The organism is Rhodococcus sp. 2G (assembly GCF_001886355.1).
Taxonomy (GTDB): Bacteria; Actinomycetota; Actinomycetes; order Mycobacteriales; family Mycobacteriaceae; genus Rhodococcus; species Rhodococcus pyridinivorans.
The window spans coordinates 2,906,835-2,929,652 of record NZ_CP018063.1; the positions used below are offsets into that span (position 1 = coordinate 2,906,835).

At 66.5% G+C, this 22,818-nt stretch carries 37 protein-coding genes; 4 read left to right on the forward strand and 33 right to left on the reverse strand.

Features of this window, described 5'->3' with window-relative positions:
- Position 1 precedes the first annotated feature (1 nt).
- The 8 genes from truA to infA all read right to left on the reverse strand — a co-directional run bounded on the left by truA (position 2) and on the right by infA (position 4,698).
- On the reverse strand, positions 2–838 hold the full coding sequence (gene truA / locus BO226_RS13720) for a tRNA pseudouridine(38-40) synthase TruA (RefSeq protein ID WP_232237955.1): 837 nt from the start codon (positions 836–838) through the stop codon (positions 2–4).
- A 65-nt stretch (positions 839–903) separates the two neighbouring features.
- A complete protein-coding gene (rplQ, locus tag BO226_RS13725; RefSeq protein WP_006554582.1) occupies positions 904–1,458 on the reverse strand; it encodes a 50S ribosomal protein L17 in 555 nt (184 codons plus the stop codon).
- 30 nt (positions 1,459–1,488) lie between these two features.
- A complete protein-coding gene (locus BO226_RS13730) occupies positions 1,489–2,550 on the reverse strand; it encodes a DNA-directed RNA polymerase subunit alpha (RefSeq protein WP_006554583.1) in 1,062 nt (353 codons plus the stop codon).
- A gap of 101 nt (positions 2,551–2,651) precedes the next feature.
- Positions 2,652–3,257, reverse strand: coding sequence for a 30S ribosomal protein S4 (gene rpsD / locus BO226_RS13735; protein WP_006554584.1), 606 nt, complete (start codon positions 3,255–3,257; stop codon positions 2,652–2,654).
- Between the two features lie 22 nt (positions 3,258–3,279).
- Positions 3,280–3,693, reverse strand: a complete 414-nt coding sequence (gene rpsK / locus BO226_RS13740) for a 30S ribosomal protein S11 (protein ID WP_006554585.1) — start codon at positions 3,691–3,693, stop codon at positions 3,280–3,282.
- Complete coding sequence (gene rpsM / locus BO226_RS13745; protein ID WP_006554586.1) at positions 3,693–4,061, reverse strand: 30S ribosomal protein S13; 369 nt, start codon at positions 4,059–4,061, stop codon at positions 3,693–3,695. The genes rpsK and rpsM overlap by 1 nt, the downstream gene beginning before the upstream one ends.
- A 209-nt stretch (positions 4,062–4,270) precedes the next feature.
- Positions 4,271–4,384 (reverse strand): 50S ribosomal protein L36, encoded by a 114-nt coding sequence (gene rpmJ, locus BO226_RS13750; protein ID WP_003938068.1) that lies wholly within the window; start codon positions 4,382–4,384, stop codon positions 4,271–4,273.
- A gap of 92 nt (positions 4,385–4,476) precedes the next feature.
- Positions 4,477–4,698 carry a translation initiation factor IF-1 gene (gene infA / locus BO226_RS27065; protein ID WP_006554587.1) on the reverse strand — a complete coding sequence of 74 codons (222 nt, stop codon included), beginning with the start codon at positions 4,696–4,698 and terminating at the stop codon, positions 4,477–4,479.
- Positions 4,699–4,917: 219 nt separating this feature from the next.
- Here infA and dtd point away from each other — a divergent pair, with 219 nt between their 5' ends.
- On the forward strand, positions 4,918–5,355 hold the full coding sequence (gene dtd / locus BO226_RS13760; RefSeq protein WP_006554588.1) for a D-aminoacyl-tRNA deacylase: 438 nt from the start codon (positions 4,918–4,920) through the stop codon (positions 5,353–5,355).
- A gap of 24 nt (positions 5,356–5,379) precedes the next feature.
- On the opposite strand, the gene map is transcribed toward dtd, so the two are convergent.
- From map to BO226_RS13885, 25 genes are all read right to left on the reverse strand, one after another.
- Positions 5,380–6,177 carry a type I methionyl aminopeptidase gene (map, locus tag BO226_RS13765; RefSeq protein WP_006554589.1) on the reverse strand — a complete coding sequence of 266 codons (798 nt, stop codon included), beginning with the start codon at positions 6,175–6,177 and terminating at the stop codon, positions 5,380–5,382.
- 14 nt (positions 6,178–6,191) lie between these two features.
- On the reverse strand, positions 6,192–6,737 hold the full coding sequence (locus BO226_RS13770; RefSeq protein ID WP_006554590.1) for an adenylate kinase: 546 nt from the start codon (positions 6,735–6,737) through the stop codon (positions 6,192–6,194).
- On the reverse strand, positions 6,734–8,047 hold the full coding sequence (secY, locus tag BO226_RS13775) for a preprotein translocase subunit SecY (protein ID WP_006554591.1): 1,314 nt from the start codon (positions 8,045–8,047) through the stop codon (positions 6,734–6,736). Before secY ends, BO226_RS13770 begins: the two co-directional genes overlap by 4 nt.
- A 227-nt stretch (positions 8,048–8,274) precedes the next feature.
- Positions 8,275–8,718: a 50S ribosomal protein L15 gene (rplO, locus tag BO226_RS13780; RefSeq protein WP_006554592.1), complete on the reverse strand. Its 444-nt coding sequence runs from the start codon at positions 8,716–8,718 to the stop codon at positions 8,275–8,277.
- 2 nt (positions 8,719–8,720) lie between these two features.
- On the reverse strand, positions 8,721–8,900 hold the full coding sequence (gene rpmD / locus BO226_RS13785) for a 50S ribosomal protein L30 (RefSeq protein ID WP_006554593.1): 180 nt from the start codon (positions 8,898–8,900) through the stop codon (positions 8,721–8,723).
- A complete protein-coding gene (gene rpsE, locus BO226_RS13790; RefSeq protein WP_006554594.1) occupies positions 8,900–9,547 on the reverse strand; it encodes a 30S ribosomal protein S5 in 648 nt (215 codons plus the stop codon). Before rpsE ends, rpmD begins: the two co-directional genes overlap by 1 nt.
- A 31-nt stretch (positions 9,548–9,578) precedes the next feature.
- The gene (gene rplR, locus BO226_RS13795) at positions 9,579–9,986 is read right to left on the reverse strand and encodes a 50S ribosomal protein L18 (protein WP_006554595.1); all 408 of its coding nucleotides are present in this window, start codon (positions 9,984–9,986) and stop codon (positions 9,579–9,581) included.
- 2 nt (positions 9,987–9,988) lie between these two features.
- A complete protein-coding gene (rplF, locus tag BO226_RS13800) occupies positions 9,989–10,528 on the reverse strand; it encodes a 50S ribosomal protein L6 (protein WP_006554596.1) in 540 nt (179 codons plus the stop codon).
- Between the two features lie 15 nt (positions 10,529–10,543).
- The gene (gene rpsH / locus BO226_RS13805; RefSeq protein ID WP_006554597.1) at positions 10,544–10,942 is read right to left on the reverse strand and encodes a 30S ribosomal protein S8; all 399 of its coding nucleotides are present in this window, start codon (positions 10,940–10,942) and stop codon (positions 10,544–10,546) included.
- A 173-nt stretch (positions 10,943–11,115) separates the two neighbouring features.
- Positions 11,116–11,301: a type Z 30S ribosomal protein S14 gene (locus tag BO226_RS13810; RefSeq protein WP_006554598.1), complete on the reverse strand. Its 186-nt coding sequence runs from the start codon at positions 11,299–11,301 to the stop codon at positions 11,116–11,118.
- Positions 11,302–11,305: 4 nt separating this feature from the next.
- Positions 11,306–11,872, reverse strand: a complete 567-nt coding sequence (gene rplE / locus BO226_RS13815; protein WP_006554599.1) for a 50S ribosomal protein L5 — start codon at positions 11,870–11,872, stop codon at positions 11,306–11,308.
- 1 nt (position 11,873) lies between these two features.
- Positions 11,874–12,191, reverse strand: coding sequence for a 50S ribosomal protein L24 (rplX, locus tag BO226_RS13820; protein ID WP_006554600.1), 318 nt, complete (start codon positions 12,189–12,191; stop codon positions 11,874–11,876).
- Positions 12,191–12,559, reverse strand: coding sequence for a 50S ribosomal protein L14 (gene rplN, locus BO226_RS13825; RefSeq protein WP_006554601.1), 369 nt, complete (start codon positions 12,557–12,559; stop codon positions 12,191–12,193). Before rplN ends, rplX begins: the two co-directional genes overlap by 1 nt.
- Positions 12,560–12,878: 319 nt before the next feature.
- Entirely contained in the window at positions 12,879–13,163 is a 285-nt protein-coding gene (gene rpsQ, locus BO226_RS13830) for a 30S ribosomal protein S17 (protein ID WP_024101619.1), read from the reverse strand.
- Positions 13,160–13,396 (reverse strand): 50S ribosomal protein L29, encoded by a 237-nt coding sequence (gene rpmC / locus BO226_RS13835; RefSeq protein ID WP_006554603.1) that lies wholly within the window; start codon positions 13,394–13,396, stop codon positions 13,160–13,162. Before rpmC ends, rpsQ begins: the two co-directional genes overlap by 4 nt.
- On the reverse strand, positions 13,396–13,812 hold the full coding sequence (gene rplP / locus BO226_RS13840; protein WP_006554604.1) for a 50S ribosomal protein L16: 417 nt from the start codon (positions 13,810–13,812) through the stop codon (positions 13,396–13,398). The genes rpmC and rplP overlap by 1 nt, the downstream gene beginning before the upstream one ends.
- A 4-nt stretch (positions 13,813–13,816) precedes the next feature.
- Positions 13,817–14,614 carry a 30S ribosomal protein S3 gene (gene rpsC / locus BO226_RS13845; RefSeq protein WP_006554605.1) on the reverse strand — a complete coding sequence of 266 codons (798 nt, stop codon included), beginning with the start codon at positions 14,612–14,614 and terminating at the stop codon, positions 13,817–13,819.
- A complete protein-coding gene (rplV, locus tag BO226_RS13850) occupies positions 14,614–15,006 on the reverse strand; it encodes a 50S ribosomal protein L22 (protein WP_006554606.1) in 393 nt (130 codons plus the stop codon). The genes rpsC and rplV overlap by 1 nt, the downstream gene beginning before the upstream one ends.
- On the reverse strand, positions 15,003–15,284 hold the full coding sequence (gene rpsS / locus BO226_RS13855; RefSeq protein ID WP_003938088.1) for a 30S ribosomal protein S19: 282 nt from the start codon (positions 15,282–15,284) through the stop codon (positions 15,003–15,005). Before rpsS ends, rplV begins: the two co-directional genes overlap by 4 nt.
- 19 nt (positions 15,285–15,303) lie before the next feature.
- Positions 15,304–16,137: a 50S ribosomal protein L2 gene (gene rplB / locus BO226_RS13860; RefSeq protein ID WP_024101620.1), complete on the reverse strand. Its 834-nt coding sequence runs from the start codon at positions 16,135–16,137 to the stop codon at positions 15,304–15,306.
- 38 nt (positions 16,138–16,175) lie between these two features.
- Positions 16,176–16,481, reverse strand: coding sequence for a 50S ribosomal protein L23 (gene rplW, locus BO226_RS13865; protein WP_006554608.1), 306 nt, complete (start codon positions 16,479–16,481; stop codon positions 16,176–16,178).
- Entirely contained in the window at positions 16,478–17,161 is a 684-nt protein-coding gene (gene rplD, locus BO226_RS13870; protein WP_006554609.1) for a 50S ribosomal protein L4, read from the reverse strand. Before rplD ends, rplW begins: the two co-directional genes overlap by 4 nt.
- Positions 17,158–17,811, reverse strand: coding sequence for a 50S ribosomal protein L3 (rplC, locus tag BO226_RS13875; RefSeq protein WP_006554610.1), 654 nt, complete (start codon positions 17,809–17,811; stop codon positions 17,158–17,160). Before rplC ends, rplD begins: the two co-directional genes overlap by 4 nt.
- 45 nt (positions 17,812–17,856) lie before the next feature.
- Positions 17,857–18,162, reverse strand: coding sequence for a 30S ribosomal protein S10 (gene rpsJ, locus BO226_RS13880; protein ID WP_003938093.1), 306 nt, complete (start codon positions 18,160–18,162; stop codon positions 17,857–17,859).
- Positions 18,163–18,646: 484 nt separating this feature from the next.
- Positions 18,647–20,155, reverse strand: a complete 1,509-nt coding sequence (locus tag BO226_RS13885) for an amidase (RefSeq protein ID WP_071935474.1) — start codon at positions 20,153–20,155, stop codon at positions 18,647–18,649.
- Positions 20,156–20,560: 405 nt separating this feature from the next.
- Here BO226_RS13885 and BO226_RS13890 point away from each other — a divergent pair, with 405 nt between their 5' ends.
- The 3 genes from BO226_RS13890 to BO226_RS13900 all read left to right on the forward strand — a co-directional run bounded on the left by BO226_RS13890 (position 20,561) and on the right by BO226_RS13900 (position 22,815).
- A complete protein-coding gene (locus BO226_RS13890) occupies positions 20,561–20,740 on the forward strand; it encodes an FCD domain-containing protein (protein ID WP_071935475.1) in 180 nt (59 codons plus the stop codon).
- Between the two features lie 150 nt (positions 20,741–20,890).
- Positions 20,891–21,952 carry a daunorubicin/doxorubicin resistance ABC transporter ATP-binding protein DrrA gene (locus tag BO226_RS13895; protein ID WP_064852604.1) on the forward strand — a complete coding sequence of 354 codons (1,062 nt, stop codon included), beginning with the start codon at positions 20,891–20,893 and terminating at the stop codon, positions 21,950–21,952.
- Complete coding sequence (locus BO226_RS13900) at positions 21,949–22,815, forward strand: ABC transporter permease (RefSeq protein WP_071935476.1); 867 nt, start codon at positions 21,949–21,951, stop codon at positions 22,813–22,815. The genes BO226_RS13895 and BO226_RS13900 overlap by 4 nt, the downstream gene beginning before the upstream one ends.
- The last annotated feature ends 3 nt before the right edge of the window (positions 22,816–22,818 follow it).

The window sequence follows — 22,818 nt, forward strand, 5'->3', positions numbered from 1 at the left end:
TTCATCCGCAACAGCCGGGCGTGATGGGCCCGCGCATCTCCCGCGTCGCAGCGTTGCGCGCGGCGAGTTCCTCGTCAGCAGGGTAGTCGACGCGAACCAGTGACAGGCCGTGGGCCGGTGCCACCGCGACGGACGCCGCACGTTCGCGTTCGTCGAGCAGGGCCGTCATCCACTCGACGCTGCGACGCCCCTCCCCCACGGCCAGGGCCGCGCCGACGAGGCTGCGCACCATCGACCAGCAGAAGGCGTCGGCGCTGACATAGGCGGTGAGGATGTCACCTTCGCGGGTCCAGCCGTATCGCTGCAGTTCACGTACGGTCGTCGCACCCTCCCGCCGCTTGCAGAAGGCGGCGAAGTCGTGCAGGCCGAGCAGCGACTGCGACGCGCGTTGCATCGCATCGAGATCGACGGCCTTCGGCCACGCGACGGTGTCGCGGGCACGCAGCGGCTCGGCGCCGTACACCGCTGTGGTGAGGCGGTATTCGTAGTGGCGCCGGATCGCCGAAAAACGCGCGTCGAAATGTTCGGGGGCGACGGAGATCCCGGTGACCCGCACGTCGCGGGGCAGGAACCGTGCGAGACGGCGGACCCAGCGCGACGGATCGTCGGGCAGCACCGCGGTGGGGACGTCGACGTGGGCGACCTGCCCGGAAGCGTGCACGCCGGCGTCGGTGCGACCGGCGACGGTGAGCAGCACGGGGGTGCGGACGATCGCGGAGAGCTTTTCCTCGATCTCCCCGCACACCGTGCGACGTCCGGGCTGCCGTGCCCAGCCGGAGAAGTCGGTGCCGTCGTACGCGATGTCGAGTCGCAGACGGGTTGTCTCGTGAGAAGCCACGAGCCCGCCGCCCTCGGAAGGGTCGGCGGGCTCGTGAGCTTCAGCAGATGCCGAAACCAAGTGGATTAGTCCTTCTTGGCCTCGTCCGCCTCGGGTGCGTCGGCAGCCGTGGCGTTGGTGTCCTCGACACCCTCGACGACGGCGTCGGCGTTCGCGACCTCGGCGTCGGTGGCCTCGGCCTCGACGGCCTGGACCGCGTTGTCCTCGGCGGGTGCCTGCGAGGCGGCGACGCGGCGAGCGCGGTCGGCCTCGGAGGTGACGGTCTTCTCGCGCACCAGCTCGATGATGGCCATGGGGGCGTTGTCGCCCTTGCGCGGCATCGTCTTGATGATGCGGGTGTAACCGCCGTTGCGGTCCTCGAAGGAGGGACCGATCTCCGCGAACAGCGAGTGGACGACGTCCTTGTTGCGGATGACCTTCAGCACCTCACGACGCGAGGCCAGCGTGCCGGCCTTGGCGTGCGTGACGAGCTTCTCGGCGTACGGGCGCAGGGCCTTGGCCTTGGCCTCGGTGGTGGTGATGCGGCCGTGCTCGAAGAGCGCGGTGGCCAGGTTGGCCATGAGCGCCTTCTGATGCGAGGCCGATCCGCCGAAGCGGGCGCCCTTCTTGGGCTTGGGCATGATTTTCTCCTAGTAACGGACCGTGAGCTGCTACAGCTGCTCGGTCTCGGCGTAGTCCTCGTTGCCGTCGTTGTCACCGAAGGAGCCGGCCTCGGTATCGCTCCAGGTACCGGTCGCGGCGTCGTAGCCGGCGACGGTGCTGGGGTCGAACGATGCCGGGCTGTCCTTGAGGGACAGGCCGAGCGAGTGCAGCTTGACCTTGACCTCGTCGATGGACTTCTGGCCGAAGTTGCGGATGTCGAGCAGGTCGGATTCCGTCCGTGCCACGAGCTCGCCGACGGTGTGAACACCTTCGCGCTTGAGGCAGTTGTAGGACCGGACCGTGAGGTCGAGGTCCTCGATCGGAAGTCCGAAGGAGGCGATGTGGTCGGCCTCGGCGGGCGAGGGACCGATCTCGATGCCTTCTGCTTCGACGTTCAGCTCACGAGCCAGACCGAAGAGCTCCACGAGGGTCTTGCCCGCCGAGGCGAGCGCGTCCCGCGCGCTGATCGAGTTCTTGGTCTCCACGTCGAGAATGAGCCGATCGAAGTCGGTGCGCTGCTCGACGCGGGTCGCTTCCACCTTGTACGTCACCTTGAGCACCGGCGAGTAGATCGAGTCGACCGGGATACGGCCGATCTCGGCGCCGGACGCCTTGTTCTGCACGGCAGGAACGTAGCCGCGACCGCGCTCGACGACGAGCTCGATCTCCAGCTTGCCCTTGTCGTTCAGGGTGGCGATGTGCAGATCCGGGTTGTGGATGGTGACACCGGCCGGGGGCACGATGTCGCCGGCCGTGACGGTGCCCGGCCCCTGCTTGCGGACGTACATGGTGACCGGCTCGTCCTCTTCGGAGCTCACCACGAGACCCTTGAGGTTCAGGATGATGTCGGTGACATCCTCCTTCACCCCGGGAACGGTGGTGAACTCGTGGAGAACGCCGTCGATGCGGATGCTGGTGACAGCGGCGCCCGGGATCGACGAGAGCAGGGTGCGACGAAGCGAGTTGCCGAGGGTGTACCCGAAGCCAGGCTCGAGCGGCTCGATGACGAACTTCGAGCGGTTTTCAGCGATGACCTCTTCGGTCAGTGCGGGTCGCTGAGAGATGAGCATCTGTTGCCTCCTTGTGGGCGTCCGCCATATGACGCCCTAGTGGAATGGAGCGGTGTCCTCCCGCCCGGACGGACCGGAGGACACCACGACACCGAGGTGTCTTACTTCGAGTAGTACTCGACGATCAGCTGTTCCTGCAGCGGGATGTCGATCTGCGCGCGCTCGGGGAGCTGGTGGACCAGCACTCGCAGACGCGGGCCGACGACCTGCAGCCAACCCGGAACCGGGCGCTCACCCTGGGTCTCGCGGGCGACCTGGAAGGGCAGCGTGCTCAGCGACTTCTCGCGGACATCGATGATGTCGTACTGCGAAACGCGGTAGCTGGGGATGTCGACCTTCTTGCCGTTGACCAGGAAGTGGCCGTGGCTCACCAGCTGGCGGGCCTGACGACGCGTGCGGGCGAGGCCGGCACGGTAGACGACGTTGTCCAGGCGCGACTCGAGGATGACCAGCAGAACCTCACCGGTCTTGCCGGGGCGGCTTGCGGCCTCTTCGTAGTAGCGACGGAACTGCTTCTCCATGACGCCGTACGAGAAGCGGGCCTTCTGCTTCTCCTGCAGCTGGAGCAGGTACTCGCTCTCCTTGATCCGCGCGCGGCCGTGCTGGCCGGGCGGGTAGGGGCGACGCTCGAAGGCCTGATCGCCTCCGACCAGGTCGACACGGAGACGACGCGACTTACGGGTAACGGGACCGGTATAACGAGCCATTTTTCTTTACCTTCCTTTCCCGTTAGACGCGACGCCGCTTGGGCGGACGGCAACCGTTGTGGGGCTGCGGGGTGACATCGGAGATGGTGCCGACCTCGAGGCCTGCGGCCTGGAGGGAACGGATCGCCGTCTCGCGGCCCGAGCCCGGGCCCTTGACGAAGACGTCGACCTTCTTGACACCGTGTTCCTGCGCCTTGCGGGCGGCGTTCTCGGCGGCGAGCTGTGCGGCGAACGGGGTCGACTTGCGCGAACCCTTGAAGCCGACGTGGCCGGAGGACGCCCAGGAGATCACGTTGCCCTGCGGGTCCGTGATGGACACGATGGTGTTGTTGAACGTGCTCTTGATGTGAGCGGCACCGTGCGGAACGTTCTTCTTGTCCCTGCGCCGTGCCTTCTGGGTCTTCTTCGGACCGGTGCTGCGTGACTTGGGAGGCATTACTTCTTCTTTCCTGCGACGGTGCGCTTCGGACCCTTGCGGGTGCGGGCGTTGGTCTTGGTGCGCTGTCCACGCACGGGCAGACCACGACGGTGTCGCAGGCCCTGGTAGCAGCCGATCTCGATCTTGCGGCGGATGTCCGCCTGAACCTCGCGACGGAGGTCACCCTCGACCTTGTAGCTCTCCTCGATGTACTCGCGGAGCTTGGCGAGGTCCTCGTCCGTCAGATCCTTGCTGCGCAGGTCCGGGTTGACACCCGTGGCCTCGAGGATCTCCTGGGAGCGGGTACGGCCGATGCCGTAGATGTACGTGAGTGCGATCTCCATCCGCTTTTCGCGGGGAAGATCGACACCTGCGAGACGTGCCATGTGGCATTCCTATTCGGTGTGCGGAGGTCTGCTCCCAGCCCGTCCCCTGCGTCGAAGAACTGTGTGATTCAAAAACACAGTGGGGCCCCGGCCTCCGTACCGGGGGTTGATCGCGCAGCTCCTCGACGGATCGAGGATCGTAACCACGCGACTGGTGCTGGAAGGTCTTCGTGCTTGTTGCCAAGCAGATCTTCGAGACGAAGGTGGATCTAGCCCTGACGCTGCTTGTGACGCAGGTTCTCGCAGATCACCATGACCCGACCGTTACGGCGGATCACCTTGCACTTCTCGCAGATCTTCTTGACGCTAGGCTGAACCTTCACGTAAGTCCGATCTCCTGTATGTGCGCCGCCGGACACGGCAGAGCCGGCCCGGCGACATGATTCTCCCCGACCGTGTGGCCGGGGAAGCTTCGTTACTTGTAGCGGTAGACGATGCGTCCACGCGTGAGGTCGTAGGGAGAAAGCTCCACGACAACGCGGTCCTCGGGAAGGATACGAATGTAGTGCTGACGCATCTTTCCGCTGATGTGGGCGAGAACCTTGTGCCCGTTCTCCAGCTCGATGCGGAACATCGCATTGGGCAGCGGTTCGATTACCCGGCCCTCGACCTCGATTGCCCCGTCTTTCTTAGCCATATCCTCCGCGATCCGTTGTTCGGCGTTGTGGTTGCATCGGCATCCGTTACCGTGACGCTCGGCAACTCCGGGACCGGACACGAACCGAGATTCGAAGGAATTCGACACGGGACCGATCGGAGCGCAGCGCGCACCACCGATCAATGGTACGGGAAGTTGACCGTCCAGGACAAATGAGCTCCGGCACACTCGTGCCCACGACCAGGAGGAGGACCGCACGTGCGGGCGTTGATCCAGCGGGTGACCACGGCGGCGGTGGCGGTCGACGGAGCCGAGGTGGCTCGCATCACGCCGGCCGAAGACGGTCACGGTCTGCTCGTGCTGGTCGGCGTCGCGCACGACGACGACGAGGCCAAGGCCGCGACGCTCGCCCGGAAGGTGTGGACGATGCGCATCCTCGAGGACGAGCGATCCGCCTCCGACGTCGACGCCCCGATCCTGGTGGTCAGCCAGTTCACGCTCATGGCCGACACGAGGAAGAGCAGGCGTCCGTCGTGGTCGGCCGCCGCTCCCCGCCCGATCGCCGAACCTCTCGTCGATGCGTTCGCGAACGCTCTACGAGATCTCGGCGCGACGGTGGAGACCGGGAAGTTCGGGGCCCACATGGAGGTGAGCCTCGTCAACGACGGACCGGTCACGCTCCTCGTCGACGTATGACGCCGCGGAGTACGACCGCTCGCGTCACTCCGGCCGGACGGTGAGGATACGGGGGCCGTCCTCGGTGACCGCTACCGTGTGCTCCCAGTGCGCGGCCCGGCTGCCGTCGACGGTCACCACCGTCCACTCGTCGTCGAGGACCTCGGTCTCGTAGGTACCGAGGGTGAGCATCGGCTCGACAGCGAGCACCGATCCGACGACGAGCTTCGGGCCCTTGCCCGGCTTGCCTTCGTTGGGGAGGAACGGATCCATGTGCATCTCGCGCCCGATACCGTGACCGCCGTAGCCGTCGACGATGCCGTACAAGCGGCCGTGCACCTTCTCGGCGGCATGCGTGCCTTGCTCGATCGCATGCGAGACGTCGGTCAGGCGGTTGCCCGGGAGCATCGCCGCGATACCGGCCTCGAGCGACAGACGGGTGGCCTCGCTCAGGTCGATGTCGGCCTGCGACAGCTCCCCGATCCCGAAGGTCCATGCCGAGTCGCCGTGCCAGCCGTCGAGGATCGCGCCGCAGTCGATCGACACGAGGTCGCCCTCGGCGAGCACCACCGACACCGACGGGATGCCGTGGACGACGACCTCGTTGACCGACGAACAGATCGAACCGGTGAAGCCGTGGTAGCCCAGGAAGGACGGAACGGCCCCCGCATCGCGGATGACCGATTCCGCCACCTGGTCGAGTTCCAGGGTGCTCACGCCCGGCTTGGCGGCCTCGCGCACTGCGACGAGTGCGGCACCGACCACGGCTCCCGCCGCCGCCATCGCGTCGAGTTCACCCGAGGTGCGGAACGGAACCACTGAGCGCTTGCGCCCGAAACCCATGTCGAACTACCCGTCTACTTTCCGAGTGCGGACAGAGCCCGCGAATTGATCTCCTCGACCTCACCGATCGCGTCGACCGTGATGATCGAGTCGGCGTAGTAGTCGAGCAGCGGGGCCGTCTCCTCACGGTAGACCCGGAGACGGTTGCGGATCACGTCTTCGGTGTCGTCGGCGCGACCGCGGGCGAGCATGCGCTCGACCACGACGTCCTCGTCGATGACGAAGGACAGCACGCCATCGAGCTCGACACCGAGATCCTTCAGGATGTTCTCGAGTTCCTTGGCCTGCTCCACGCTGCGCGGGAAGCCGTCGAGGAGGAAGCCGTTGGCGGCGTCGGGCTCGGCCAGACGCTCACGCACCATGTTGTTGGTGATCTCGGCGGGAACGAGCTCCCCCGCGTCGATGTACTTCTTGGCCTCGACGCCGAGCGGGGTGCCCTGCCCGATGTTCGCGCGGAAAAGATCGCCCGTCGAGATGGCGGGGACGCCGAGCTTCTCGGACAGAATCGCGGCCTGTGTGCCCTTGCCGGCACCGGGAGGACCGAGCAGTACAAGTCTCACTTGAGGAACCCTTCGTAGTTGCGCTGCATCAGTTGACTTTCGATCTGCTTGACAGTGTCCAGCGCGACACTGACGAGAATGAGAACCGCGGCGCCACCGAAGATGCTCGAGGCCGTCTGGCTGCCGGACAGGAAGAAGTTCGGCAGCGTCGCGATGAGACCGAGGTAGATCGAGCCCGGAACCGTGATGCGGTTGAGCACGAAACTGAGATATTCGGCGGTCGGGCGACCGGGGCGGATGCCCGGGATGAAGCCGCCGTATTTCTTCATCTCGTCGGCCCGCTCCTCCGGATTGAAGGTGATGGCGACGTAGAAGAAGACGAAGAACACGATCAGGGCGAAGTAGATCGCGATGTAGACCGGGTTGTTCGGATTGACCAGGTACTCGTTGATGATCCGCTGCCACCAACTCGGATCCGGGTTCGTCGTGGCACCGGTGAGCTGCGCGACGAGATTGGGCAGGTACAGCAGCGACGACGCGAAGATGACGGGGATGATGCCCGCCTGGTTGACCTTCAGCGGCAGGTAGGTCGACGAACCGCCGTACATACGACGGCCGACCATGCGCTTGGCGTACTGCACCGGGATCCGGCGCTGACCCTGCTCGATGAACACGACACCCGTGATGAGGGCCAGGGCCACGACGCAGACGATCGCGAAGACGAGGCCGCCGCGGGATTCGAGGATCATGCGACCCTCGCTCGGCAGCGCGGCCGCGATACCGGCGAAGATCAGCAGCGACATGCCGTTGCCGACACCGCGTTCGGTGATGAGCTCACCGAACCACATGACGACGGCGGCACCGGCGGTCATCACCAGCACGATGACGACCATCCCGAAGATGCTGTCGTCGGCGAGGATAGGCTCCGAGCAGCCCTGCAGCAGCTGCCCTCGGGCGGCGAGCGCGACGATGCCGGTGGCCTGCAGGACGGCGAGCGCGACAGCGAGATAACGCGTGTACTGCGTCATCTTGGCCTGGCCGGACTGGCCCTCCTTGCGCAGTTCCTCGAAGCGTGGAATGACCACGGTGAGCAGCTGGACGATGATGCTCGCGGTGATGAACGGCATGATGCCGATCGCGAAGACCGACAACTGCAGTAGCGCGCCGCCGGAGAACAGATTGATCAGCGAGTAGATGCCGGCCTGCTCGCTGCCGGCGAGCTGATCGACACAGGCCTGGACGTTGCCGTAGTCGACGCCCGGGGACGGCACGGTAGCACCGAGGCGGTACAGCGCCACGAGCCCGAGGGCGATGAGAATCTTCCGCCTCAGGTCCGGTGTCCTGAGGGCCGAGACGAAGGCGGAAAGCAAAGATCCTCCTGGCGGGCCGATCGGGGACGACGGATCGAGAGGGATCCGTCGGACGGTAGACAACTCTGAAACTCTAACAGTGGGCCCCGATGAGAGGCGTAGCCCGGTAGCCTATGTCACCGCTGCGAACGCAGCTTGGGACACCGGTGTGAACGCGCGAACGGCCGCGGTGCAGGTATCTGCACCGCGGCCGTTCGACAGCCGTGACTCACACGCGAAAGTACAGGTCAGGCCTGGACGGTCGCGCTGCCACCGGCTGCAGCGATCTTCTCCTGAGCGGAGGCCGAGAACTTGTCGGCGGTGACCTGCACGGCCACCGTCAGCTCGCCCTCGCCGAGGACCTTGACGAGCTGGTTCTTGCGAACCAGACCCTTCGCCACGAGGTCCGCGACACCGATCTGTCCACCCTCGGGGAACACGCGAGCGATGTCCCCGACGTTGACGATCTGGTACTCGGTACGGAATGCGTTCTTGAAGCCCTTGAGCTTCGGCAGACGCATGTGGATGGGCATCTGGCCACCCTCGAAGGCCGGCGACACGTTCTTGCGTGCCTTCGTGCCCTTCGTACCGCGGCCGGCGGTCTTGCCCTTCGAACCCTCACCGCGTCCGACGCGGGTCTTGTCCGTCTTCGCACCCGGAGCCGGGCGCAGGTGATGCAGCTTGATGGTCATTCTCAGACCTCCTCAACGGTGACGAGGTGACGCACCACGTTGATGAGGCCACGATTCTGCGCATTGTCCTCGCGGACGACGGACTGGCGGATCTTCCGCAGACCGAGGGTCCGGAGGCTGTCGCGCTGATTCGACTTGGCCCCGATGGTGCTCTTGATCTGGGTGATCTTCAGCTCTGCCATTACTTCACGCTCCCAGCAGCCTGTGCACGTGCGCGCAGCATGCCGGCGGGGGCAACTTCCTCGAGGGTGAGGCCACGGCGAGCCGCGACTTCCTCGGGACGCTGCAGACCCTTGAGGGCCGCAACCGTCGCGTGCACCACATTGATGGCGTTGTCGGAGCCGAGCGACTTCGACAGGATGTCGTGGACACCCGCACACTCCAGCACCGCGCGCACAGCGCCACCGGCGATGACACCGGTACCGGGGGAAGCCGGACGCAGCAGGACGACACCGGCTGCAGCCTCTCCCTGGACGGGGTGGGTGATGGTTCCGCCGATGAGCGGGACGCGGAAGAAGTTCTTGCGAGCTTCCTCGACACCCTTCTGGATGGCCGCGGGAACTTCCTTGGCCTTGCCGTAGCCGACGCCGACCAGGCCGTTGCCGTCGCCCACGATCACCAGAGCGGTGAAGCTGAAGCGACGACCGCCCTTGACGACCTTCGACACACGGTTGATCGAGACGACACGCTCGATGTAGTTCGACTTCTCGGCAGCGTTGCCGCCGCGCGAGTCGCGGTCGCGGCGGTCGCGACCGCCACGGTTGTCACCGCTGTTGGGGTTCTGTCCGGCGGGGCCGTTGCCGCCGTCACGCCGCTGACGTCCCGGCATCAGGCGTTCCTTCCGTTCGAGAAAATGGTCATCAGAACTTCAACCCGCTTTCGCGAGCCGCGTCCGCGAGGGCCGCGATGCGTCCGCTGTAGGTGTGGCCACCGCGGTCGAAGACCACGGCTTCCACGCCGGCAGCCTTCGCGCGCTCGGCGATCAGCTGACCGACCTTCGCGCCGCGAGCCTTCTTGTCGCCCTCGAGAGCGCGCACATCGGGTTCGATGGACGACGCTGCGGCGAGAGTGGTGCCCGTCAGGTCGTCGACCAGCTGCACGTGCAGGTGGCGCGAGGACCGGTTGACGACGAGGCGGGGACGCTCGGCGGTGCCGGAGATCTTCTTGCGGAGGCGGAAGTGACGACGCGTCTTCGAAAGGCGACGCGTGGTGGAGGCGTCCTTGCCGCGCGGGATGCGCTTGGCCTTCTGGTTCTCGGTCTGGCTCATGATCACTTACCCGTCTTTCCGACCTTGCGACGGACCTGTTCACCCTCGTAGCGGATGCCCTTGCCCTTGTAGGGGTCGGACTTGCGCAGCCGGCGGATGTTGGCCGCGATCTGGCCGACCTTCTGCTTGTCGATGCCCGAGATCGAGAAGCGCGTGGGGTTCTCGACGGCGAACGTGATGCCCTCGGGCGCCTCGATCAGCACGGGGTGGCTGTAGCCGAGCGAGAACTCGAGGTCCTTGCCCTTGAGGGCCACGCGGTAGCCGACGCCGTGGATCTCCATCTTGGTGGTGTAACCCTCGGTGACACCGACGATGAGGTTCTGCACGAGCGTCCGCGACAGGCCGTGCAGCGCGCGGCTGCGACGCTCGTCGTTCGGGCGCGTGACGTTGATTGCCCCGTCCTCGCCCTTGGCGACGGCGATCGGCTCGGCGATCGTCAGGGACAGGTTGCCCTTGGGGCCCTTGACTGCAACATCCTGGCCGTCGATGGTGATCTCGACGCCCGAAGGAACTGCAACGGGGAGTTTTCCGATTCGCGACATTGTGGTGGCCTCCCTTTACCAGACGTAGGCGAGGACTTCCCCGCCCACTCCCTGCTTGGCCGCCTGGCGATCGGTGAGCAGGCCGGAGGACGTGGAGATGATCGCCACGCCGAGGCCGCCCAGGACCTTGGGCAGGTTGGTGGATTTCGCGTACACGCGCAGGCCGGGCTTCGACACGCGGCGCACGCCGGCAAGGCTGCGCTCACGGGAAGGTCCGTACTTGAGGTCGACGATGAGGGTCTTGCCCACCTCGGCGTCCTCGGTGCGGTAGTCGGAGATGTAGCCCTCGCGCTTGAGGATCTCGGCGATGTTCACCTTGATCTTCGAGGACGGGAGCTTGACCTCGTCGTGGTACGCCGTGTTGGCGTTACGCAGACGCGTCAAGAAGTCTGCGATGGGGTCGGTCATGGTCATGGCTGACCTGTTCACCTTTCTCGATGCGGTTCCCATGCAACGCCGGAACATGCCGGCCGTGGGCCTACGTCGAAACTCGGTTTCGATAGCGGATTCGTCGACGGATCGGCGACGAACCCATGACAGCGTGACAGTGGGCGGAGAACTTCTCGGTCCTCCGCCCACCGCTCACGTCACCAGGAGCTCTTGTGAACTCCCGGAAGTTCTCCGCGGTGTGCCATCTCGCGAAGGCAGATGCGGCAGAGTCCGAACTTGCGGAAGACCGAGTGCGGGCGCCCGCAGCGCTGGCAGCGGGTGTAGGCGCGCACCGCGAACTTCGGCTTCTTGTTGGCCTTGTTGACCAGTGCCTTCTTAGCCATGGGCTCAGTTCTCCTTGAACGGGAAGCCGAGGTGCTTGAGCAGGGCACGGCCTTCTTCGTTGTTGGTAGCGGTGGTCACGACAGTGATGTCCATGCCGCGCGGGCGATCGATCTTGTCCACGTCGATCTCGTGGAACATCGACTGCTCGTTCAGGCCGAACGTGTAGTTGCCGTTGCCGTCGAACTGGTTGCCGTTGAGGCCGCGGAAGTCCCGGATACGGGGAAGCGCAATGGACACGAGACGGTCCAGGAACTCCCACATGCGGTCGCCGCGCAGCGTGACGCGCGCACCGATCGGCATGCCCTCGCGCAGCTTGAACTGTGCGATGGACTTGCGGGCCTTACGGATCTCCGGCTTCTGACCGGTGATGAGCGCGAGGTCGTTGACGGCTCCGTTGATGAGCTTCGCGTCGCGGGCGGCGTCGCCGACACCCATGTTGACGACGACCTTCACGACGCCGGGGATCTGCATGACGTTCGCGTAGTCGAACTCCGCGTTCAGCGCGTCCTTGATCTCGGCGCGGTAGCGGGCCTTCAGGCGCGGCTGGGTCTTGTTCTCGGTGGAAGTCATGTCAGAGGTCCTTCCCGTTCTTCCGGGAAATCCGAACGCGCTTGCCGGTTTCCTCATCGGTGCGGTAGCCCACGCGGGTGGGGTTTCCGTCCGAGTCGACGACCGCAACGTTGGAAACGTGGATCGGGGCCTCCTGCGTCACGATGCCGCCGGAGGAGGCGCCACGCTCGTTCGCAGAGACGGCGGTGTGCTTCTTGATACGGTTCACGCCCTCGACGAGGACCTTGCCGGTCGCCGGGTAGGCCGCGATGACCTTGCCCTTGGCGCCCTTGTCCTTGCCCGAGATGACGAGCACGGTGTCACCCTTGTGCACCTTCATCACAGCACCTCCGGAGCGAGCGAGACGATCTTCATGAACCGCTTGTCGCGGAGCTCGCGACCGACGGGTCCGAAGATGCGGGTGCCGCGAGGATCGTTGTCGCCCTTGATGATGACGGCAGCGTTCTCGTCGAACTTGATGTAGGAACCGTCCGGACGGCGGCGCTCCTTGGCGGTGCGCACGATCACGGCCTTGACGACATCGCCACGCTTGACGTTGCCGCCGGGGATCGCGTCCTTGACGGTGGCGACGATGACGTCACCGATTCCGGCGTAGCGACGGGACGAGCCACCGAGAACGCGGATGCAGAGGATCTCCTTGGCACCCGTGTTGTCGGCGACGCGCAGTCGCGACTCCTGCTGGATCACTTACTTCTCCTTGACCTGGATTGGTGTGTACGTCAGATTTCCGACCTGGACGTACGCGGTCGTCGGTTGCCTGCGGCGCACGCGCGAATCACACACGGGTCCCGTAAGCAACCCGTCCAGAGTAGGCCATATACCGTACGCAGGGCAAATTCGCGAATTGTGATGTCACTCCCCACCCCGGAACCGGGCGTGTCGCAGCGACGTCCACCGCTCCCCCACGCGAGGGCTGCACCTACTACCCGACGCACAGCACCCCACCGCCCGCGGTGCGGGTGGTGGGGTGCTGCATGTTCTCGGTCCTGTCGAGGACGAGGAGGCCTTACTTGGCCTTCTCGAGCACCTCGACCAGACGCCAGCGCTTCGACGCGGACAGCGGACGGGTCTCCATCAGCTGCACGCGGTCGCCGATGCCGGCCAGACCGTTCTCGTCGTGCGCCTTCACCTTGGTCGTACGGCGGATGATCTTGCCGTACAGCGGGTGCTTCACCCGGTCCTCGAGCTCGACGACGATGGTCTTCTCCATCTTGTCCGAGACGACGTAACCGATGCGGACCTTACGGCTCGCGCGCTGTTCCTGGTTGCTCACTGCCTTTTCCTCACTCATGCCACGTCACCCGCATTCGGGCCGGTGGCCAGTCCGAGCTCGCGCTCGCGCAGCACCGTGTAGATACGGGCGATCTCGTTGCGCACCACGCGGAGCCGACGGTTGTTGTCCAGCTGGCCGGTGGCCATCTGGAAGCGGAGGTTGAACAGCTCTTCCTTGGCTTCGCGGAGCTTGTCGGTCAGCTCTTCGTCGCTCAGCTCGCGGAGTTCCGCGGCGGGGGTACCGGTAGCCATCAGAACTGCTCCTCCCTCGTCACGATGCGGCACTTGCAGGGGAGCTTGTGCATCGCGCGACGCAGAGCCTCGCGCGCAATCTCCTCGTTGGGGTAGCTCATCTCGAACAGCACGCGACCGGGCTTGACGTTCGCGACCCACCACTCCGGCGAACCCTTACCGGAACCCATGCGGGTCTCGGCAGGCTTCTTGGTGAGGGGGCGATCCGGGAAGATGTTGATCCAGATCTTGCCGCCACGCTTGATGTGCCGGGTCATGGCGATACGAGCGGACTCGATCTGCCGATTGGTGATGTAGGCCGGCTCGAGAGCCTGGATGCCGTAGTCACCGAAGGCCACCTGGGTTCCGCCCTTGGCGGCACCCGTACGGCTCGGATGGTGCTGCTTGCGGTGTTTGACCCGCCGGGGGATCAACATTGCGTCAGCCCTCCTTGTTCTCGGTCGAGGCAGGAGCGTCGCTCGATGCGGCGCGGCCGGCCTCGGTGCTCGTCGCGGTGGTGCCCGACGCGCCGGAACGACGCGGGCGGCTCGGACGCTCACGACGCGGCCGGTCGGCGGGAGCAGCTGCAGCAGCAGCGAGCTCACGACGGCCACCAACGATGTCGCCCTTGTAGATCCAGACCTTCACGCCGATGCGGCCGAAGGTGGTCCGTGCCTCGTAGAGGCCGTAATCGATGTCCGCGCGCAGCGTGTGCAGCGGGACGCGACCTTCGCGGTAGAACTCCGAACGCGACATCTCGGCGCCACCGAGGCGGCCCGAGCACTGCACGCGGATGCCCTTGACGTTCGGCTGACGCATGGCCGACTGGATGGCCTTGCGCATCGCACGACGGAAGGCGACACGGTTCGAGAGCTGCTCGGCGACGCCCTGCGCCACGAGCTGAGCCTCGGACTCCGAGTTCTTGACCTCGAGGATGTTCAGCTGAACCTGCTTACCGGTCAGCTTCTCGAGCTCGGCGCGGATGCGATCGGCCTCGGCGCCGCGGCGTCCGATGACGATCCCGGGACGAGCGGTGTGGATGTCCACACGCACACGGTCGCGGGTGCGCTCGATCTCGACCTTCGCGATGCCGGCGCGCTCGAGGCCGGAGGCCAGGAACTTGCGGATCGCGACATCTTCCTTGACGTAGTCCGCGTACTGCTTGTCCGCGTACCAACGAGACTTCCAGTCGGTGGTGACGCCCAGACGGAAGCCGTGCGGGTTGATCTTCTGGCCCACTACTGAGCTCCCTTCCGGCGGTTACGAGTCGAGGCCGACCCGACGCTTTCCACGATCACGGTGATGTGGCTCGACCGCTTGCGGATGCGGAACGCACGGCCCTGGGCACGCGGCTGGAACCGCTTCAGGGTCGCACCCTCGTCCACGTACGCAGTCGCGACGACGAGCGTGCTGGGGTCGAGGTTGTAGTTGTTCTGCGCGTTCGCAGCGGCCGACGCGATCACCTTGGCGACCGGCTCGGCCGCGGCCTGCGGCGCGAACTTGAGGATGGCCAGGGCCTCCTCGACGGACTTACCGCGAACGATGTCGACGACGCGGCGCGCCTTCATCGGGGTCACGCGCACGTGGCGCGCAACAGCCCGAGCGCTGTTGGTGGTGGTTTCAGTGCTCATCGACGCTTGCTCTTCCGGTCGTCCTTGATGTGGCCCTTGAACGTACGGGTCGGCGCGAACTCACCGAGCTTGTGACCGACCATGGACTCCGAGACGAACACCGGCACGTGCTTGCGTCCATCGTGGACAGCGAACGTATGACCGATGAAGTCGGGCAGAATCGTGGAACGGCGCGACCAGGTCTTGATGACCTGCTTGGTGCCCTTCTCGTTCTGCGTGTCCACCTTCGCCAGGAGGTGGTCGTCGACGAACGGGCCCTTCTTGAGGCTGCGTGGCATTCTCTAACTCCCTCCTTGACTAGCGCTTCTTGCCGGTACGGCGACGACGGACGATGAGCTTGTCGGACGCCTTGTTCTTGCGGGTGCGGCCCTCGGGCTTGCCCCACGGGCTGACCGGGTGGCGACCACCCGAGGTCTTGCCCTCGCCACCACCGTGCGGGTGGTCGACCGGGTTCATCACGACACCACGGACGGTCGGGCGCTTGCCCTTCCAGCGCATACGGCCGGCCTTGCCCCAGTTGATGTTCGACTGCTCGGCGTTACCGACCTCGCCGACGGTGGCGCGGCAGCGCACGTCGACGCGACGGATCTCGCCGGAGGGCATACGCAGCGTGGCGTAGGTGCCTTCCTTACCGAGGAGCTGGATGCTCGCACCGGCGGAGCGGGCCATCTTGGCGCCGCCACCCGGACGCAGCTCGACCGCGTGGATGGTCGTACCCGTCGGGATGTTGCGCAGCGGCAGGTTGTTGCCGGGCTTGATGTCGGCGTTGGGGCCCGACTCGACGGGAGCACCCTGCACGAGGCCCTTGGGGGCGATGATGTAGCGCTTCTCGCCGTCCACGTAGTGGAGCAGCGCGATGCGCGCGGTGCGGTTGGGGTCGTACTCGATGTGAGCGACCTTGGCCGGCACGCCGTCCTTGTCGTTGCGACGGAAATCGATCAGGCGGTAGGCGCGCTTGTGTCCGCCACCCTTGTGACGGGTGGTGATGCGGCCGTGCGCGTTACGTCCACCGCGACCGTGCAGCGGGCGCACCAGCGACTTCTCGGGCGTCGACCGAGTGATCTCGGCGAAGTCCGCCACGCTGGCGCCACGACGGCCCGGCGTAGTCGGCTTGTACTTACGGATTGCCATGAGTCTTCTCGTCCTCTATCTCTCGAGAGTTCCGATCGCTAGGCGACCGGGCCTCCGAAGATCTCGATGGGCTTGCTGTCGGCCGTGAGGGTCACGAGCGCGCGCTTGGTGTTCTTGCGCTTGCCGTAACCGAACCGGGTCCGCTTGCGCTTGCCCTGACGGTTGGCGGTGTTGACGCTGCTCACCTTGACGCCGAAGACCTTCTCGACGGCAATCTTGATCTGCGTCTTGTTCGAGTCCGGGTGGACCAGGAAGGTGTAGGTGCCCTCTTCCATCAGCCCGTAGGACTTCTCGGAGACGACGGGAGCCAGCAGGATGTCGCGAGGATCGGCGATCGTGCTCACTTGCTCTCCTCCTTCACTTCCTGGCCGGACTCGGCCGGCCCGTGGATGAACGTGTTGAGCGCCTCGACGCTGAACACGACGTCATCGCTGTAGAGCACGTCGTAGGTGTTCAGCTGATCCGGCGCGAGCGCGTGGACGTTGGGAAGGTTCTGAACCGACTTCCACGCCGCCACGTCTTCACGGCCGACGACGAGCAGGACCTTCTTGCGGTCGCTGATCTCGCCCAGGAACGTGCGAGCACTCTTCGTCGACGGGGTCTGACCCGCGACGAGTTCGGTGATCACGTGGATGCGCTCGTTGCGCGCCCGGTCGGAGAGGGCTCCGCGCAGGGCGGCGGCCTTCATCTTCTTGGGGGTGCGCTGGCTGTAGTCGCGCGGCTGCGGGCCGTGGACGGTGCCACCGCCGGCGAACTGCGGCGCACGGGTCGAGCCCTGACGTGCGCGGCCGGTGCCCTTCTGGCGGTACGGCTTCTTGCCACCGCCGCGGACCTCGCCGCGGGTCTTGGTGGCGTGCGTTCCCTGGCGGGCCGCGGCGAGCTGCGCGGTGACGACCTGGTGCAGCAGCGCGATGTTCGCGGGAGCGTCGAAGATCTCGGCGGGGAGATCGACGGAGCCGGAGGTCTGGCCACCGGGGGCCTTGACGTCCAGGGTCAGCTTGGTTGCGGTCTCGGTGCTGGTCATGCCCGTGCACCACCCTTCACTGCGGTCTTGACGATCACGAGGCCGCCCTTGCGACCCGGGATCGCGCCCTTGATCAGCAGCAGACCGTTCTCGGCGTCCACCTTGTGGACCGAGAGGTTCTGCGTCGTGATGCGGTCGGAGCCCATACGGCCGGACATGCGCGTGCCCTTGAACACGCGACCCGGGGTGGCGCAACCACCGATGGAGCCCGGACGACGGTGCACGGCCTGCGTACCGTGCGACGCACCCTGGCCGGCGAAGCCGTGACGCTTCATGGTGCCGGCGAAGCCCTTGCCCTTCGAGGTGCCGGTGACGTCGACGTAGGCGCCGTCCTCGAACACCTCGGCGGTGAGTTCCTGGCCGACCTCGTACTCGGAGGCGTCCTCGATCCGGAGCTCGACCAGGTGACGGCGCGGCGTGACGCCGGCCTTCTCGAACTGGCCGCGAACCGGCTTGTTGACCTTGCGCGGCGCGATGGCACCGTAGGCGAGCTGCACGGCGTTGTAGCCGTCGCGCTCCTCGGTGCGGATCTGCGTGACCACGTTCGGTCCGGCCTTGACGACGGTGACCGGGACAACCCGGTTGTTCTCGTCGAAGACCTGGGTCATGCCGAGCTTGGTGCCCAGGATTCCCTTGATCTGGTTAGTCATGTGTTGTCTCCGCTGCGTCTTTCACAAGCTCGCTGTAATCGAATGTCACTGAATGTTGACGTCGACACTCGCCGGGAGATCGATGCGCATGAGCGCGTCGACGGTCTTCGGCGTCGGGTCGAGGATGTCGATGAGCCGCTTGTGCGTCCGCATCTCGAAGTGCTCGCGCGAGTCCTTGTACTTGTGCGGCGAGCGGATGACGCAGTACACGTTCTTTTCAGTGGGCAACGGCACCGGGCCGACCACGCGGGCACCCGTACGGGTCACCGTCTCGACGATCTTGCGCGCAGATGCGTCGATCGCCTCGTGGTCATAGGCCTTGAGCCTGATGCGGATCTTCTGTCCCGCCACGCTTAGTGTCCTTTTCTTGCCGCGTTTCGTGATCCCCGGCGGAGCCGGAAACCACCTCGTCTGCACAGTTCCCCAGGGAACGGCGACCGAGAACAGCACTCGAACACAGTGCGAGCCGGACGTATCCGATCCGCTTGCCGCTGTTCATCTGTCATTGTTCTCCGGCCCACGCGGTCGGGCGTGTCGGCCCGCCGCTCATTCCCCGGCGTCGATGCTGGAAGGCTTCGACACCGCAAGGAACGGAACCGGCTGCGCTCCACAGGAGCACACAGGGGTACTGCTTCCGTCTTGCATGTGGCCGCGACCAGGCCGTGAGGCTCGATCCGCGACTGTCACGTCTTTCCCGATCCGAGCCGCGAAACATCGATGGCCCGGTCAAGGCAACCCGACCAGTATGCAGGAGCACGGCCGAGAGTTCAACTCACGACGGTGCGTGATGTGCACCTCGGCGATACGCCGTGCGGTCGGATCCGCGTGGTCGAGCCTAGCCGATGGGGTTCATCGGCAGGGTCCGAACCGGAGCGGCCGCCCCGATCGTATTCGTCGGGTCGGGACCGGGGCCCGGCGGCACCTGCGCGACCTCGGGGACCCGTGCGCCGGCGGCGACGAGCTGCGGCTCGTCGCGCCAGATCGGCAGTGCCTCCTGCAGTTCGAGCCCGATGCCGATGAGACGTTCGTCCTGCCACGGCCGCGCACCGAGCTGCACACCGACCGGCATCCCCGTCGCGGCGGAGTACCCGGCGGGCAGGGTCACCACGGGGGCACCGGAGTAGTTCGCCCATCGCACGGGGCCCGTCACTCCGGCCGTGACACTGATGCCGAGGAACTCCTGGCGTCGTGCGCCGTCGACGGAGGCGCCGGGCAGCATGATCGCGTCGAGATCCTGGTCGACGAACATCCGGTTGTAGTCGCTCTGGTACCGGAGACGGTCGCGTTCGAAGGTGAGGTAGTCGCCCACCGGCACGGCCAGTGAGGCCACCGCCGTGCCCGCGGCCACCGCGTTCTCGGGGCGGTACAGGCCGAGCCGGTCGGTGAACTGCTGGTGGTAGGCACCCATCTCGACCTGGTCGCCGGTCGCGAGGGATTCGGGCAGCGGCGGCATCGTCACCGGGACGGTGACCGCGCCGAGCGACTCCGCCACCCGCGCCGCGTCGTCGACGACGCGCTGCACCGCCTCGGGGGGTGCGGGATTCGTGTTCACGGGCAGTCCGATCCGCACGCCGGCGAGGGGACTCGCTCCCCCGGCGTCCGTCACCGGATAACCGCCCTCGGGAACGTCGGGTCCGAGTGCCGTGATCGGGTCGGCCGGGTCCGCGCCCGCGAGCACGGTCATCATCAGGGACGCGTCTGCGACGCTGCGGCCCATCGGACCCACGTGGTCGCGGGTCCAGGTCAGCGGGATCATGCCGTGCGAGGTGATGCGCCCGTAGGTCGGCTTGATCGACGAGACACCGCAGGCGCTCGCCGGGAACCGGACCGAACCGCCGGTGTCGCTACCGAGCGCGAGGGGCGCGAACCGCGCGGCGAGCACGGCCGCGCTGCCGCCGGACGATCCGCCGGGCGACATCTCGGTGTTCCACGGATTGCCCACCTGCGGGGTGGCGACACCGATCGCGAACTCGTCGGTGTGGGCGTGCCCCATGAGCACCGCACCGGCGTCCTCGAGTCGACGCCACACACCCGAGTGCCCGGCCGCGATGTTGCCCTCGAGGACGCGACTCGACGCGGTGAGCGGAAGTCCGGAGACCGCGAAGATGTCCTTGAGAGCGATCGGAAGCCCGCACACGAGTGGCGCCGAGGCCTGGCCGCGGCGCGCGCGGGCGAGCCGCTCCCCCGCCGCGTCGGCCGCCGCGTAGGCGACCTCGGGGTAGAGCCGGATCCACGCACCGATCGCTCCGTCGTACGAGCGCGTGCGGTCCAGACAGGCATCGAGCAGTTCGCGCGGGTGCAGTTCGCCGGCGTGCAGCAGCGCTGCCGCCTCGACCGCACTCATCCTCGCGGGATCGGTGACGGTGACGGTATCGGGTGGAGGAAGCCTGCGTGGCGGGGCCGCACGACCGCTCCCCGCGGTCGCACCCCACGCGAACAATCCGCCGGCGGCCCCTCCCAGTAACCGTCGGCGTGATACTCCGGTGCTCACCCGCCAACCAAACCATCCAGTGCGTTGCGAGCCAGGTTAGGGCACGGTAGGTGTGCCACATGTCACCTCCGGCTGTGATGCTACCGAGACCGTGAAGTGACAAGGCGGATCATGTACTAGGAGAAGGCGCGCGCTATGAAATCGTCCGCTTCGTCACGGTCCCCCCAGGGTGCGTCGGCGACCGCAGCTCTCGGACGACGTGGCGGCGCACGTGAGAAACCTCGTCATGTCCGGCGGTGCGCGACCCGGTACACGCCCGTGCACTTCTACTCGGACGATCGCAGCTGGGGGACGGATGCGGTCGCCTCGCACGAACGGTTGCTGCAGGCGTTGCGCACCGGTGACGTCGAGGCCGCCGGACGCGAGACGCGCGAACACTTCACCGACGGGGGCCACCGACTCGTCGAACACCTCGAAGATCTCGGCGTCTGGTCCTGACCGACCGGCGTGACACCCCGAGGGGAACGGACGTCGGCGCCGACGCGCATGTCCGTCCGCCCCTCCCGGGACCGTGCGCACCGGTACGATTCCGACGGTGACGGACCGACCCGTCCCCGACGGGGACCGAGATCTACGGCGGGGTGTGATGTGAGCGATCACGACCAGGCAGTTCTCGTGGAGGACGTCCACAAGTCGTTCGGCGACGTCCACGCACTCGACGGGATCAGCTTCTCTGCACCGCCGGGCCGTGTCCTCGGTATCCTCGGCCCCAACGGCGCCGGCAAGACCACGATGGTCAAGGTGCTGTCGACGCTGTTGCGTCCCACCTCGGGTCGCGCCGTGGTCGCCGGGCACGACGTGGTCGCCGACGCCGCGGCGGTCCGGCGTTCGATCATGATGACCGGCCAGTTCGCAGCACTCGACGACACTCTCACCGGCCGGGAGAACCTGATCCTGTTCGGGCGCCTGATGGGCCTGGACAAGAAGTCCGCTACCCGGCGCGCCGACGAGCTGCTCCGGGAGTTCGATCTCGTCGACGCCGGTCGCCGTCCAGTGAAGGGCTACTCCGGCGGTATGCGTCGACGGGTCGACATCGCGTGCGGCCTCGTGGTCCGGCCCAAGGTGGTCTTCCTCGACGAGCCGACCACCGGTCTCGACCCGCGCAGCCGGCAGGGTGTGTGGTCGCTGGTGGCAGCGCTCAAGGAGCAGGGCATCACGGTGCTGCTGACCACGCAGTACCTCGAAGAGGCCGACGTGCTGAGCGACAACATCATCGTCATCGACAAGGGCACCGTGATCGCGGAGGGCACCGCGAACCAGCTGAAGTCCTCCGCCGGTGGCACCCACTGCGAGATCGTTCCGGTGGACCCGCGGGCGATCCCCGAGATCCTGCACGTCCTGGACGGTCTCCTCCCCCAGGACGTGCTCGTGGGCACGGTCCCCGACACGGATCGGGTGTCCGTCCCGGCGCCCGACGGCGCCGCGACCCTCACCGAGGTGCTGCGGCGCATCGAACCCCTGGGCATCGAACTCGCCGACATCGGCCTGCGACGTCCTTCGCTCGACGACGTCTTCCTCCGCCTCACCAGGCACTCCGCATCCGCTCCCGACGGCAGCGACCCGGCGGACGGTGGCCTCACGGACGGCGGCCCGGCAGCACTTCCCGACCCGGAGCGGGCGGAGCCTGCGTCGGCAGGTGAGCGGCCGTGACGGCCCGCACCGACGAGACGGTCCGCGGGACGGAGACCCCCACGGTCTCGTTCACCGACTCCTCGTCCACCCTTCCCGCACGCCGGGGAGGCGTCCACCGCCGGATCACGCCGTCGGGGGTCGAGCAGTGGTGGGTGCTGACGCTCCGGTCGTTGCGCACGATGGCGCGGTACGGCGAGCTGGTCCTCGCGGTCCTGGCACCGTTCGTCTTCGGTCTCGGTTTCTATCTGCCGCTCAAATTCGTCATGCAGTTGCAGGGCATCGACTACGCGCAATTCCTGATGCCCATCATCGTGCTGCAGTCGATGGCCTTCACCGCCATCTCGGCGGCGCAGCTGGCAGCGCAGGAGGGCACGACCGGCGTGACCTCGCGTCTGCAGACGCTGCCCGTCGCCCCGGCGGCGCCCCTGGCCTCACGGATGACGGCGAGCATGGTGCGGTCGGTCATCTCCTTGGCCGCCGCGATCGGATTCGGTTATCTCATCGGTTTCCGTTTCTCCGCCGGACCCGGGCAGGCAGCGTTGTTCTGCGCGACCGCCCTGATCATCAGCCTGTTGTTGTGCCTGGGCGCCGACGCGATCGGATGTCTGTCCCGGAGCCCTGAGGCGACAGCGCAGGCACTGACCCTGCCGCAGCTGATCCTCGGGATGCTCTCGTGCGGTTTCGTGCCCGAGGAGGGATTTCCCGAGTGGATCAGACCGTTCGTCCGCAATCAGCCGATCTCGCAGTTCTCCTTCGCGATGCGCGATATGGCCCAGGACGGGGTGACCTGGGAGGTCTTTCGGCCGAGTCTGTTCTGGATGATCGGGCTGGCCGTGGTCTGCATCCCGGGGGCCGTGTGGGCCGCGACGAGGCGGGAGTGAGTC

What these genes read in the sequence shown, in the direction of transcription:
- rplQ (WP_006554582.1), bottom strand. Translation starts at nt 1,458, where the DNA reads ATGCCCAAGCCCAAGAAGGGCGCCCGCTTCGGCGGATCGGCCTCGCAT.
- BO226_RS13730 (WP_006554583.1), bottom strand. Translation starts at nt 2,550, where the DNA reads ATGCTCATCTCTCAGCGACCCGCACTGACCGAAGAGGTCATCGCTGAA.
- rpsD (WP_006554584.1), bottom strand. Translation starts at nt 3,257, where the DNA reads ATGGCTCGTTATACCGGTCCCGTTACCCGTAAGTCGCGTCGTCTCCGT.
- rpsK (WP_006554585.1), bottom strand. Translation starts at nt 3,693, where the DNA reads ATGCCTCCCAAGTCACGCAGCACCGGTCCGAAGAAGACCCAGAAGGCA.
- rpsM (WP_006554586.1), bottom strand. Translation starts at nt 4,061, where the DNA reads ATGGCACGTCTCGCAGGTGTCGATCTTCCCCGCGAAAAGCGGATGGAG.
- infA (WP_006554587.1), bottom strand. Translation starts at nt 4,698, where the DNA reads ATGGCTAAGAAAGACGGGGCAATCGAGGTCGAGGGCCGGGTAATCGAA.
- map (WP_006554589.1), bottom strand. Translation starts at nt 6,177, where the DNA reads ATGGGTTTCGGGCGCAAGCGCTCAGTGGTTCCGTTCCGCACCTCGGGT.
- rplO (WP_006554592.1), bottom strand. Translation starts at nt 8,718, where the DNA reads ATGACCATCAAGCTGCATCACCTGCGCCCGGCTCCGGGTGCGAAGACG.
- rpmD (WP_006554593.1), bottom strand. Translation starts at nt 8,900, where the DNA reads ATGGCAGAGCTGAAGATCACCCAGATCAAGAGCACCATCGGGGCCAAG.
- rpsE (WP_006554594.1), bottom strand. Translation starts at nt 9,547, where the DNA reads ATGCCGGGACGTCAGCGGCGTGACGGCGGCAACGGCCCCGCCGGACAG.
- rplR (WP_006554595.1), bottom strand. Translation starts at nt 9,986, where the DNA reads ATGAGCCAGACCGAGAACCAGAAGGCCAAGCGCATCCCGCGCGGCAAG.
- rplF (WP_006554596.1), bottom strand. Translation starts at nt 10,528, where the DNA reads ATGTCGCGAATCGGAAAACTCCCCGTTGCAGTTCCTTCGGGCGTCGAG.
- rpsH (WP_006554597.1), bottom strand. Translation starts at nt 10,942, where the DNA reads ATGACCATGACCGACCCCATCGCAGACTTCTTGACGCGTCTGCGTAAC.
- BO226_RS13810 (WP_006554598.1), bottom strand. Translation starts at nt 11,301, where the DNA reads ATGGCTAAGAAGGCACTGGTCAACAAGGCCAACAAGAAGCCGAAGTTC.
- rplE (WP_006554599.1), bottom strand. Translation starts at nt 11,872, where the DNA reads ATGACTTCCACCGAGAACAAGACCCAGCCGCGCCTGAAGGCCCGCTAC.
- rplX (WP_006554600.1), bottom strand. Translation starts at nt 12,191, where the DNA reads ATGAAGGTGCACAAGGGTGACACCGTGCTCGTCATCTCGGGCAAGGAC.
- rpsQ (WP_024101619.1), bottom strand. Translation starts at nt 13,163, where the DNA reads ATGAGTGAGGAAAAGGCAGTGAGCAACCAGGAACAGCGCGCGAGCCGT.
- rpmC (WP_006554603.1), bottom strand. Translation starts at nt 13,396, where the DNA reads ATGGCTACCGGTACCCCCGCCGCGGAACTCCGCGAGCTGAGCGACGAA.
- rplP (WP_006554604.1), bottom strand. Translation starts at nt 13,812, where the DNA reads ATGTTGATCCCCCGGCGGGTCAAACACCGCAAGCAGCACCATCCGAGC.
- rplV (WP_006554606.1), bottom strand. Translation starts at nt 15,006, where the DNA reads ATGAGCACTGAAACCACCACCAACAGCGCTCGGGCTGTTGCGCGCCAC.
- rpsS (WP_003938088.1), bottom strand. Translation starts at nt 15,284, where the DNA reads ATGCCACGCAGCCTCAAGAAGGGCCCGTTCGTCGACGACCACCTCCTG.
- rplB (WP_024101620.1), bottom strand. Translation starts at nt 16,137, where the DNA reads ATGGCAATCCGTAAGTACAAGCCGACTACGCCGGGCCGTCGTGGCGCC.
- rplD (WP_006554609.1), bottom strand. Translation starts at nt 17,161, where the DNA reads ATGACCAGCACCGAGACCGCAACCAAGCTGACCCTGGACGTCAAGGCC.
- rplC (WP_006554610.1), bottom strand. Translation starts at nt 17,811, where the DNA reads ATGACTAACCAGATCAAGGGAATCCTGGGCACCAAGCTCGGCATGACC.
- BO226_RS13885 (WP_071935474.1), bottom strand. Translation starts at nt 20,155, where the DNA reads ATGAGTGCGGTCGAGGCGGCAGCGCTGCTGCACGCCGGCGAACTGCAC.